This is a genomic window from Nonomuraea sp. NPDC049758, from assembly GCF_040674635.1.
Classification (GTDB): domain Bacteria; phylum Actinomycetota; class Actinomycetes; order Streptosporangiales; family Streptosporangiaceae; genus Nonomuraea.
Window position 1 is genome coordinate 38,935 of record NZ_JBFAMZ010000039.1, and the last position, 11,036, is coordinate 49,970.

Genomic DNA, 11,036 nt, shown 5'->3' on the forward strand with positions numbered 1-11,036 from the left:
TCCTACCCCCGGCGATGCCCTGCGTCGTCGAGCTGGGCGAAATACTGCGCGATCTTTGCCCATACCTGATCGCCGCCTGACATACCGGTCCATTCCCCTCGTACCAGGGCCATCAGCCGGTAGCAGTCGTCGATCGGGACCAGCCAGCACTCACCGGCCCCCCGTACGCCGTTGACGAGCAGCGCCTCGACCAGCGGCCGCATGGTGCCCAGCTCCTCGGCGCGGGCGCTGATCGCCTGCCAGGCCGCGGCGTCCAGCTCGCTGCTGGTGCCGCCCAGCGGGCTCGGGTAGTGCGCGGTGGCCGAGCCGTCGGGTGCGGTGACGAAGAACGCCAGGCTCACGGGGATGCCGAGGTCGGCCGGCCGCACCCCGGTCAGCCGCAGCCGCCGTTCGGGCACCCGCAGGAAGTGGCCGTCGCCGTCCGGCTCGAACAGCAGCGCGCACGCCCGGCACGCGCACAGCACCTCCGCCGAACGCGTGTCCACGACGTGCCCGTGCTCGCCCCGGACCGGCGCCTCGCACAGCTCGCAGCGCGCGCCCGCGTCCCGGCGGCGCGCGGTCCGTCTGAGCAGGCGGCCGTGCGCGGTCGTGCTCACGCGGCGCCGCCGGGCCGGACCAGCAGCGCGTCGGCGGGGACGAAGGCGACCGGCGCGGCGCGGCTCACCTCGACCGTCTCCACCTCCGGCGCGACGGCGCGCACCGCCTGCTCGACGGCCAGCCGTACGGGCTCCGACCCGGACGAGCAGCCGCCCGTCAGCCGCACCCGCGCGACGTCGTCCGTCACGTCGGCGAGCCGCGCCTCCACCCCCTGGGCGCGCAGGGCCCCGGCCAGGCCGTCGAGCGCGCGCTCGACCCGCCGCCGGAGCGGCTCGGGATGGATGTCGTGCAGGACCAGCAGGTGGCCGAGCAGCTCGTCGTCGGCCAGGGCGGCGGCGACGGCGGACCCGGCCGGAGCCCGGTCCATGACCCGGGCCAGGGCCTCGCCGTAGACCTCGGCGAGGATGGCGACGGCGTCGAGCGCCGTCTCCGCCGTCGGGCCGGGCGTGCCCTCCAGCCGCCCCAGGGTCTCCTCCAGCCGCTCCAGCAGGCGGGCCACCGCCTGGTCGTCCAGGCGGTCCGGCTCAGCCATGGCTCGCGCCGAACATCGGCGAGTGCAGCTTCTTCACCGTGCGTCCCTTGCCGACGTACATGTGCACGCCGCAGGGCAGGCAGGGGTCGAAACTGCGCACCGCGCGCATGATGTCGACGCCCTTGAAGTCGTCCGGGCCGTTCTCCTCGAAGATCGGCATGTCCTGGACGGCGTCCTCGTACGGGCCGGGCGTGCCGAAGCTGTCGCGCGGGCTGCCGTTCCAGGGCGTGGGCGGGTACGGGTGGTAGTTGGCGATCTTCCCGTCCCTGATGACCATGTGGTGGGAGAGCACGCCGCGCACCGCCTCGTGGAACCCGACGCCGATGGCCTCCTCCGGCACGGCGAAGTCGGTGAACACCTTGGTGTCCCCGGCGCGCATGCGCTCCATGGCCTGCTCGACGAAGTACACCGCCATGGCCGCGGCGTAGGCCACGAAGTACACCCGGGCCCGGTTGCGTTCCAGGGCGTTGGACCAGGGCGGGATGCGCCACTCCAGGGTCGTCTCCGGCAGGTCGCGGCCCTTCGGCAGCGAGATCTGCACCGACGAGCCCGTCGCCTTCACGTACGGGGTGTCCACGATGCCCGACAGGGCGGTGACGTACAGGCGGGCGAAGGCGCCGCCGCCGGTGTCGAGCGCGAGGTGGTCGCCGGTGCGCGGGTCGAGCCACCGGGGGCTCATGACCCAGCTGTAGTTGCCCTCGAAGTCGCGTTTCTGCGGCGCGGGCAGGGTCGTCTGGTTCCACGGGTGCCGCATGTCGATCGGGTTGCCGAGCGGGTCGTGGGTGACGAACGGCTCCTCGGCGGTCCAGTCGTCGTAGTACGAGCTGCCGAGCAGGATGCGGATGCCGAGGTTGATGTCGACGAGGTTGTTGGTGACCAGCTCGCCGTCCACCACGATGCCCGGGGTGACGAACATGGCCTTGCCCCAGTCGTTCATCGTCTCGTAGCGGTAGTCGACCACGGCCGGGTCCTGGAAGGCCCCCCAGCAGCCGAGCAGGATCCGGCGGCGGCCGACCTCCTCGTAACCGGGCAGTGCCTCGTAGAAGAAGTCGAACACGTCGTTGTTCAGCGCGACGGCCTTCTTGACGAAGTCCACCACGCCGAGCAGGCGCGAGAGGTAGTCGGTGAACAACGTCGGCTCCGGCATCGTGCCGACCCCGCCCGGATAGACCGTCGACGGGTGGACGTGCCGGCCCTCCATCAGGCAGAACATCTCCCGCGTGACGCGGCTGATCCGCAGCGCCTCCTTGTAGATGTCGCCCTCGAACGGGTTGAACGCCTCCATGATGTCGGCGATCGTGCGCTTGCCGTGGATCGCCGCCCCGGGCGCCTCGGTGGTCCTGGCCCGCGCCAGCAGCGTCGGGTTGGTCTCCTTGACCATCGCCTCGCAGAAGTCCACGAAGACCAGGTTGTCCTGGAAGATCGTGTGGTCGAACATGTACTCGGCCGCTTCGCCGAGGTTGACGATCCACTCGGCCATCGGCGGCGTCTTGATGCCGTACGCCATGTTCTGGGCGTACATCGAGCAGGTGGTGTGGTTGTCGCCGCAGATGCCGCAGATCCGGCTGGTGATGAAGCCCGCGTCCCTGGGATCCTTGCCCTTCATGAACACCGAGTAGCCGCGGAACAGCGAGGAGGTGCTGTGGCACTCGGCGACCCGCCGGTTGGCGAAGTCGATCTTCGTGTAGACGCCCAGGTTGCCGATGATGCGTGTGATGGGATCCCACGACATCTCGACGAGCTCTCCCGGTGGTCGCCGGTCGGGCGCTTCCTGCTCGGAGATGGCCATGTGCTGATGTGTCCTCTCTGGCGTCGCGGGCCCCTTACGGGCGCCACCGCGGATCGAAGCCGCTGGTCAGCGCTTCACGGTTGTGCCGCCACCGCGGCTCGGCGTTCGCGGTGTTGTTGGTGATGCCGCGCATGCGGCGGATGAACGCCCCGTAGGGCTTGATCAGCATCGAGGACAGGCTGCTGCCCGGCGGCATGTCCATGAACGGCATGAACTTGTCGGGGAAGCCGGGCATCGTGCAGCCGATGCAGATCCCGCCGACGTTCGGGCAGCCGCCCACCCCGTTCATCCAGCCGCGTTTGGGCACGTTGCAGTTGACGACCGGGCCCCAGCAGCCGACCTTCACCTGGCACTTGGGCGAGTTGTAGTCCTTGGCGAAGTCGGCCTGCTCGTAATAGGCGGCACGGTCGCAGCCCTCGTGCACGGTCCTGCCGAACAGCCACTGAGGACGCAGCAGCGCGTCCAGCGGCGGCGGCGGCGCCGAACCGGCCGCGTGCTGCAGGACCCAGGTGAGGGTCTCCATGAAGTTCTCCGGCTGCACCGGACAGCCCGGCACGTTGACGATGGGCAGCCCGCCGGCCGACCGGAAGTCCCAGCCCAGGTAGTCGGCCAGGCCCATGCAGCCGGTCGGGTTGCCCGCCATGGCGTGGATGCCGCCGTAGGTGGCGCAGGTCCCGATCGCGACGACCGCCCAGGCGTTGGGGGCGAGCAGGTCGATCCAGGTGTTGAGGGTCATCGGCTCGCCCGTGTCCGGGTCGTTGCCGAACGACGTCCAGTAGCCCTCTCCGTTGATCCTCTCGTTGGGGACGGACCCCTCCAGGACGAAGATGAACGGCTCCAGCTCGCCGCGCGCCGCGGCCCGGAACGGGGCCAGGAAGTCCTCCCCGCCCAACGTCGGGGACAGGACCTTGTTGTGCAGGTGCACCTTCGGCAGCCCCGGCACGAGGCCGGTGACGACGTCCTCGATGGCGGGCTGGGACGCGGCCGTCACGGAGACGGTGTCGCCGTCGCAGCTCATGCCCTCGGAGATCCACAGGATGTGCATCTCGTCGAATCCGCTCTTCTGATCGGCCATGTCGCCTCTCCTTCACGTCAGCGGCCTGGTCCCGGCCGGTGCCGGCGGGTCTGTCAGGCGGTTCCGGGAACCGGTTCGAACGTGATCGACTCCACCACGACGCTCTCGTCCGTGCTGCTCTCCACGTCCATCCCGCCGCAGCTCCGGCAGGCGAGCAGGTCCGTGGCGGTGCGGGCCTCCTGCTCGGCGCCGCATCCCGCGCAGCGCATCACGTACGGCACGGTGACGAGTTCGACGGTCGCGTCCTGCACGACCGTGCCCGCGGCGGCCAGGCGGAAGCCCGTGTCGATGACCCGCGGATCCACCGGGTGCCCGCCGACGCGGACGCGCACCGCGTTCACCCGGCGTCCACCGGCCCGTCCCAGCGCGGCCTCCACGATCGCGTCGCACAGCCCCAGTTCATGCATCGGTGGTCTCCCTCTCGATCTTTCCCGCCGCCTCCTGCCAGGCCAGCTCCGCGACGAGGCGGACGGCCCCCTCCACGGCGGCGGCCACCGGTTCGGACAGCTCCATCACCTCGTCCAGGACCGCGGGCCGGCAGCCCACGATCACGACCCGCTCGACGCCGCCGCCGAGGTGGTTCAGCAGCCGGAGCACGGCGTCCGGATGCAGCCCGTGCCCGTCGATCGCCACGTCGCCCCCGGCCGGCCGGTCGTCGGCCTCGATGACGGCCAGCGTTCCCGGCGGGCCGTCGAGCGGGACGGCGTCGACCAGGATCAGGGTGTCGTATCGGCCGTCCAGCAGCTCGTAGGCGAGGTGGACGCCGCGGATGCCGTAGTCGGCGACGTCGGCCGTCGCGGGCAGCTCCGCCGGGTCCAGGCGCCTGACCACCTCGACGCCGAAGCCGTCATCGCCCAGGAACACGTTCCCGATGCCGGCCACGAGCACGTTACGGGAACCACCGGTGCTCATCCCGCCTCCAGGGGCTCGACCTCGTCGAGGGTGAAGTAGCGGTAGCGCCCGTACCAGCGGTTCAGGTCGGCGCCCGGGTCGTCCTCGACGGTGACGGCCAGGTGCCAGGTGTCGTCCACGTCCTGGAGGACGTCCTCGACCAGGCCGGTCCTGCCGTCGAGGAACATGTCCTGGGGGTCGGTGCCCGACCGTCGCGGCCGGAGCCTGACCCGGCTTCCCCTCGAGACCTCCACCCCGGCGACCGTCACGCCGTCCACCGCCGCCGCGGCCCGGCGAGAGCGGACCGCGCCGTGCAGCCGTGACAGCGCGGCGGGCGGCATGGAGTCGACGCGGTCGATGATCTCCGCGGCCCGCGCGTCGGTGGCGCGGGCCTCCCGCTTCTCGGCGTCGGTGAGCGTGAGGGTGCGCAGCGACAGGATCTCGTCGATCTCCGTGGCGTCGTGCAGGTCGCCGGGGCTCTCGGGGGCCACGCGCGGGTGGTCGTACAGGATGATCGGGGAGGAGAGCGCGACGTCCCGCGCGCCGGGCGTACCGGCCAGCACGGGGAAGGTGCCCGTGTTGACACAGTCGCGGACCGCCGCCGCGGCCCATTCCGGCGGGTCGAGCAGGGAGACGAACGAGCCGCCGCGCGTGGCGAGCAGAGTGTGGCAGCTCAGGAGCGAGGCGCGCAGCGCGTCCTCGCGGGCGGCGTCGGCGGGAGTGGCCGGGTCGTCGTTCTCGACGCGGCAGCGCAGGCGCAGCAGCGGGGACGCCGTCGCGCACCGCGTGGCCGAGACGGCTACCGACGCCCGGATCGCCGACCGGCTGACGACGATCCGGCCGCCGTCCAGCGGCCGGATCTCCTCGCCCGCCGGCACATCGACGGTGATCCGCCGCTCGCCCGCGAGCAGTTCGGCCGTGCCGGCACGCAGGTCGAACTCGCGCGGCACGGCCTCGTCGAAGCTCAGTTCCAGCGTGGGCCCGTCGCCAAGGGAGTCGACCGGCTGCCAGGCGCCGTCGGCGTCCCGGCGCTGCACCTGACGCCGCTGCTGGTGCAGGAAGCGGATCCGCAGCTCGACCGTGACCTCGCCGTCCGCTTCGAGCAGGCATTCCGTCTGCTGGCACCACGATTCGGCGGAGCCCGCCACGCCCGCGCCGGTGAGCCCCCGGGCCCGTGCCCAGGCGGGCGGCAGCAGCACGCCGAACTGCCACCGGACCCGGTTCTTGCCGGAGGAGCGGCGGTAGGGGTACAGCAGGTACCCCTCGTACAGGATCGCGTCGGCGATCGCACGGACGCTGTCGAAGGTGTCATCCGGGCCCACGGTGTCCGGTATAGCAAGAGATGCACACGTACGGTAAGTAAGCTTGTACAGTGTGTGCCAAAGTCACCTAGCGCAACCGGCGCCGGAGTGGCCACCCCCATAAGGGGCCGGCTCCCTGCTTGCGCCGGTCCTGACCCTGGCCGTTCCGGCCCAGGGCGTGGTGACCGCCGCAGGCGCCGCCGTCCTGCTCGCCACCGCGCTCCTCCTGGCCTCCCCCGCAGTACGGCAAGCAGCGCCCACCCCACCGGCCTACTGCTGACCCTTAGAACGGCCCATGCGTGCTGGTTCGGGGCCCGGCCATGAGATGGAAGGGCGGCTTAGATCTTGCAACAGCAGTGGGCAGGGAGGGAAGCTGGGGACCCGCTGGGGACCACACGCCATGCTCGCGCCCGCGCGACCCACAGGCGACGAATGGCAGCTTGCGGTAGACGGCTTCGGTGACCGCCGTCTCGCTGTGGCCGATCAGGCCCTCGCGCAGAGTCCTCGATCAGATAGGAACTTGTCGATGTCCGCGCTGGCGCGTTGATGGTCTGGTTGCCGCCTGCCTGGTACACCCGGCCCTGCTCGGAGGCCTCAGCCCGCATCTGCACGTTCCGTGCGGCATCACCGGTCGAGATGATGCCGGACTTGTCGCTGCCTGGCGCGACCGCCCGCTCGCCAGAAGCCGACACCCCAGGCCGTGTACATGGGCCAGCCTCTGCCGTGATGTGTTCGGCGCGCAGCTGCGCCCGCGACGCCACCACGGCGATTAGCAGGGCGGCCGCCCCCACCACTCGACTCCGTCTCCGCCGCCCGCACTGCCCAGTAAGCGAGTTTGTGCCGGGCAACCAGGGTGGCGGGGGGATCGGTGCCTAGGAGGCTGTTCGCGGATCGGGAGCAGGGCGGCAAGTTGATCGCGGGCGGCGGCCGCATATCTGACAAGGGCCTGGGGCAGCTCGGCTCGCTGTGGCGCGCCATCCGCCACCAAGCCCTCGCCCAGGCCCGGACGGCGGCCACCGCCGAGCACGAGCGCCTGCGGGCCCAGCGCGTCGACGCCACCGGGTTGGCTGGGCTCTCGGCGTCGAGCATTCCTCGAAGCTGCCGTTCTGGCTCACCCGCTTGACGCGAGTGAGGGCGTCGTCGTGGCCGCAACACGAACCGGATGTGGTCGTCGGTCCTGGGTGGATCGGCCAACGCCGAGGTGTCATGGGGACTTGTCGGCTTTCGCGTCCCACGTCGTCCGTAAAGTGAACGTGGAGTCCGATATAGCGGTGCCGCGTCTTGGCCCGGATATTCGTGCGTGACACTTTCCCGATCTGTTCCCAGGTGACGGTGCGGCGGAATGCGTCAGTGGTCGTGATCCCACCGGAGCCGACGCTCAGCGACCAGCCGGACCACTTGCGGTGCGCGCGAGCATCCTCCACGGCGTACCGCATGTGACGCTGAGCTGCGTGTTCCTGCTCAGGCCGGAACAGGGTGACGAGCCTGGCCCTGGCGCGATGAACTGGCTCCGGCCATCAGTCCCACGAGCAGCGTTTTGTCTGGGTGGCGAATCGGGCTTCCAGACAATCAGCCATCCGTCAAGACTGGCCCGTGCCTGCCGCTACCTGCTCGGCAGGCTGACCTTCACGACCTGGGCCAGCTCGGGAAACCAACGAGGAGATCTCATGCTGAAAAGGCTTATCCCCGCAGCCGTCGTTGCCATCTCTCTGGCAGGGCTGACGTTCACATCACCTGCGAGCGCGGAAAGCAGCGCTGCCGGACCGAAGGTCTGGGGCCCTTACTACTTCAAGTCAGCAGGCAACGGTCAATGCCTGACCAGCGGGAATAACGTTCTCTATTATGACACTTGCGGGGCGTTCGAAATCCAGCGCTTCTATGTTCTGCAATACCCCAGCAGTTTTGTGGCACTCAAGAGCAAAGGCACCGGCAAGTGCGTGGATGTTGACGGTAGTTCGAGAATATACGTCAATACGTGCAATGACAGTAATTATCAAGGCTTCATTGAAAGAGAGGAGAATCAAGGCTACTATTCGTATCGACCCGTCAACAGCTCAAGCTTCTGTCTCGCACCGGGATCCGCCGGCCGACTTAGCCTTAAGGCTTGCACCCCCAGCGCCCAGTGGAAGCAATGGAAGACGACTCCCCCCAAGTAGTTGAACCAACCCGCCGGGCCGTGTCGGCCGAGCACCACCGCCCGCGACACCGACTCATCGGCGGCCACTGCCTCAGGGTCTGGTTAACCGGTGGGCGATGCGAGGGGTGGGCCGGTAGCGTCACGGCCCGTGATCGAGAAAATCGCGGACGTGCGTGGTCTGCGGTTGGCCTGATTCGACTCTGATCCTGGTGCCGGTGACCCAGCTGGGACGAGCGCGGGAGTCGCGCTGGCTCTGCACGGGAACTTCGGTCGAGCGCGTGCCTTCGGGGCGGGGCAGTGGCCGAATCATGGCGTTCGGGCGTCCTGGGGTGCTGACCTGGTCGGCTGTGATTCGGGAGGCCCGGCAGTGCTGTACTTCTGTCCGGTTGACCCACCGAACTGCGGCTCATGAACCTTCTCAGCGCTGACGGCAGTCCCCAGGGTCCTCAACCCCGGGTACCGGCACCTGCCACGTCCCTGACTGGTCACGGCCTGAACCGCCGTCAGAGGCGCATACCGTAGAACTGGGTGCCGAGGTCTTCGGTGAGCAGGTGGAGTCCCAGGTGGCGGTAGAAGCCTTGCGCGTTGGTGTTGCGGGCGGCGACGCCGAGGTGGACGCCATGCAGCATCCCGGGCTGGTGACGCGTTCGTCAACGACACCCCAGAACGGGGTGGTCCTCCGCCTCGCCGGCCACAGCCGGGGCGACATCTGGATCCGCTACCGGCACCCGCCCGCGCCCTGACCGCACCGGTGAGGGTGGCCGCTCAACGCGGGCTCAACAGAGGCTCAACACCGGACGGCCTACGTTCTCCTCATCCGAAAGCGGACGAAGGAAGAGGGGACATGAACATCACCGCCAAGCTCGGCACCGCCCTCGTCGCTGGTGCGATCGGCCTGGGGAGCCTGGCTGCCGCGCCCGCGCAGGCCACCACGGCCCAGGCCGGCCCCAGCTGCGTCAGCGTCACGCACTGGACGACCAAGACGACCCACAAGGTGCGAGTCATCAACAACTGCAAATACTCCGTCACCTACCAGGTCAAGCGGCGCGGGCCGGACTCCGACTGCCTGACCGTGGCCCCGCACCAGGGCTACACCTCGTGGTGGGGGCGCTGGGGCCGCCAGTACCAGGGCATCCGCTGGTGGTGCGCCTGACGCTGACGGGACGGGGCGCCTGCGATCCGGCGCCCCCGACGGCAACAGGGACGTCAGGGCGGGCGTGGCGCAGGGATGGCGCGAGCCCGGCTGGAGGCGAACCCGTCCGGCTCCTGCCCAGCGTACGGCGTGGTCTCTTGACCGTGGTCGTTGGCGGTGCCAGCGAGGAACGAACACCTTGGGACGAATCACCACATGACCAAGGCTGCTGACGCTACGCCGCGACCATGCCATTGATGAACGCCGGCGACAAGGCCCGGCAGCTCTGCGGCCGCACTGGCCTGCACACCTGACGGGACGTCCAGGCGGGCTCGCGCCCGCCATCCTGGTAGTTCCCCCACGAACGCCGTGTGGTGCCCGGTCTGTGCAGGGCCGAGCTCACCGCTAGCCGCCCTGCCCGGTCGGAGGGTCGGATCAGCGCTCATAGCGGAAGCAGATGCTGGTACCCGGCGCCACGGGCGGCCGCGGCTTCGCTGCACCTGACCAGGTGCCCGGAGAGCGTGACTATGCCGTCGTGGATCTCGATGGTGATCCCGTGGCGGTCGTCCTCTCTGGCTTGCGGCTGGATCTCCTCAACGACGCGGCGCCTGATCTCGTCGTCGCGTAGGTACATCCTCAGCAGGTCCCGCCGGCTCACGATGCCCTCAAGCCTGCCGTCGGCGTCGAGGACGACCAGCCGCTTGACGCCGCTCTCGTCCATGATTCGAGCAGCCCTGACCGTGGAAGCTGACGCGGGGACCGTCACGGCGGGAGCGGTCATGAGGTCGGCAGCGGTGTGCCCGGAGGTCTTCCGCTCGCCCTCTGCGCCCTCGCCGGTAACGCGCCGGCGCAGCCGCGCGCGCAGCGGCGGGTGGTATGTCTCGCCGCAGTACTGCTCCCGAAACTCCTCCTTGCGCATGAGGTCGCCTTCGGAGACCACGCCGATGACGCGATCGTCCTCGTCCAGGACGGGCACGGCGCTGATCCCGTTCGTCACGAGGATTTCGGCGACGTCCTTGAACGGGGTGCCGGCCTTGACCGTCGTCACCCGCTCGGTCATGACCTCTCTCACGGTGAACCGCATCATTTTCCTCCCGTCAACTCTCCCATCCATGTCACCGCCTGCTGCGGTGGAGGCGTAGGGGCGGAAGCCTCTTGGTCCGTGGACTTTATGAGGGAGAACAGGGTGTTCGTCGTCCGGGCCGGATGCGAAAATGATCGTCATGGAGAGCGAGCGTCATCCGTTGATGCCGCAGATGCGGCTTGATGAGCTGCTGGCCGAGCTGCAGGTGCGGCTGAGCGCGGTGCTGGCCACCCGGGATCGGGTGCACGCGCTGCTGGAGGCCGTGGTGTCGGTCGGCAGTGACCTCGATCTGGAGACGGTGCTGCGGCGGATCGTGGAGACGGCGACCAAGCTGGTGGACGCCAGCTACGGGGCGCTCGGCGTGGTCGGCGAGGAGCAGACACTCCTGCAGTTCATCCCGGTGGGGCTGAGCGAGGAGGAGATCGCCCGCATCGAGCACTGGCCGCACGGGCTGGGCCTGCTCGGCCTGCTGATCAAGGACGCCCGCCCGCTGCGGCT

Annotated in this window: 12 protein-coding genes and 1 pseudogene; 4 read left to right on the top strand and 9 right to left on the bottom strand. The window is 69.6% G+C overall.

The window, feature by feature from the left end; genetic code table 11:
• Positions 1-2: 2 nt before the first annotated feature.
• The 7 genes from AB0J46_RS49470 to AB0J46_RS49500 are packed head-to-tail and all read right to left on the bottom strand — an operon-like array spanning position 3 to position 6,206.
• Positions 3-596, bottom strand: a complete 594-nt coding sequence (locus AB0J46_RS49470; RefSeq protein ID WP_364343640.1) for a DUF5947 family protein — start codon at positions 594-596, stop codon at positions 3-5.
• Positions 593-1,129, bottom strand: a complete 537-nt coding sequence (locus tag AB0J46_RS49475; protein ID WP_357988347.1) for a NifU family protein — start codon at positions 1,127-1,129, stop codon at positions 593-595. The genes AB0J46_RS49470 and AB0J46_RS49475 overlap by 4 nt, the downstream gene beginning before the upstream one ends.
• Entirely contained in the window at positions 1,122-2,918 is a 1,797-nt protein-coding gene (locus tag AB0J46_RS49480; protein ID WP_358295850.1) for a nickel-dependent hydrogenase large subunit, read from the bottom strand. The genes AB0J46_RS49475 and AB0J46_RS49480 overlap by 8 nt, the downstream gene beginning before the upstream one ends.
• Before the next feature lie 34 nt (positions 2,919-2,952).
• Positions 2,953-3,993, bottom strand: a complete 1,041-nt coding sequence (locus tag AB0J46_RS49485) for a hydrogenase expression protein HypE (protein WP_364343644.1) — start codon at positions 3,991-3,993, stop codon at positions 2,953-2,955.
• Positions 3,994-4,046: 53 nt separating this feature from the next.
• On the bottom strand, positions 4,047-4,400 hold the full coding sequence (locus AB0J46_RS49490) for a hydrogenase maturation nickel metallochaperone HypA (protein WP_364343647.1): 354 nt from the start codon (positions 4,398-4,400) through the stop codon (positions 4,047-4,049).
• The gene (locus AB0J46_RS49495) at positions 4,393-4,905 is read right to left on the bottom strand and encodes a hydrogenase maturation protease (protein ID WP_364343649.1); all 513 of its coding nucleotides are present in this window, start codon (positions 4,903-4,905) and stop codon (positions 4,393-4,395) included. The genes AB0J46_RS49490 and AB0J46_RS49495 overlap by 8 nt, the downstream gene beginning before the upstream one ends.
• Positions 4,902-6,206 (bottom strand): hypothetical protein, encoded by a 1,305-nt coding sequence (locus AB0J46_RS49500; RefSeq protein WP_364343652.1) that lies wholly within the window; start codon positions 6,204-6,206, stop codon positions 4,902-4,904. The genes AB0J46_RS49495 and AB0J46_RS49500 overlap by 4 nt, the downstream gene beginning before the upstream one ends.
• An 847-nt stretch (positions 6,207-7,053) precedes the next feature.
• Here AB0J46_RS49500 and AB0J46_RS49505 point away from each other — a divergent pair.
• The gene (locus AB0J46_RS49505; RefSeq protein WP_364343655.1) at positions 7,054-7,308 is read left to right on the top strand and encodes a hypothetical protein; all 255 of its coding nucleotides are present in this window, start codon (positions 7,054-7,056) and stop codon (positions 7,306-7,308) included.
• Between the two features lie 328 nt (positions 7,309-7,636).
• Positions 7,637-8,341, top strand: a complete 705-nt coding sequence (locus AB0J46_RS49510; RefSeq protein WP_364343658.1) for a hypothetical protein — start codon at positions 7,637-7,639, stop codon at positions 8,339-8,341.
• Positions 8,342-8,825: 484 nt separating this feature from the next.
• On the opposite strand, the gene AB0J46_RS49515 is transcribed toward AB0J46_RS49510, so the two are convergent.
• Positions 8,826-8,951, bottom strand: a complete 126-nt coding sequence (locus AB0J46_RS49515) for a hypothetical protein (protein WP_364343661.1) — start codon at positions 8,949-8,951, stop codon at positions 8,826-8,828.
• Positions 8,952-9,166: 215 nt separating this feature from the next.
• Between AB0J46_RS49515 and AB0J46_RS49520 the strand changes: the two genes are divergently transcribed.
• Positions 9,167-9,475 (top strand): hypothetical protein, encoded by a 309-nt coding sequence (locus AB0J46_RS49520; protein WP_364343664.1) that lies wholly within the window; start codon positions 9,167-9,169, stop codon positions 9,473-9,475.
• A 421-nt stretch (positions 9,476-9,896) separates the two neighbouring features.
• On the opposite strand, the gene AB0J46_RS49525 is transcribed toward AB0J46_RS49520, so the two are convergent.
• A complete protein-coding gene (locus tag AB0J46_RS49525; RefSeq protein WP_364343667.1) occupies positions 9,897-10,679 on the bottom strand; it encodes a CBS domain-containing protein in 783 nt (260 codons plus the stop codon).
• Between AB0J46_RS49525 and AB0J46_RS49530 the strand changes: the two are divergent.
• Positions 10,678-11,036, top strand: a pseudogene (locus tag AB0J46_RS49530) (histidine kinase); the annotation flags it as partial. The gene AB0J46_RS49525 and the pseudogene AB0J46_RS49530 sit on opposite strands and share 2 nt — an antisense overlap.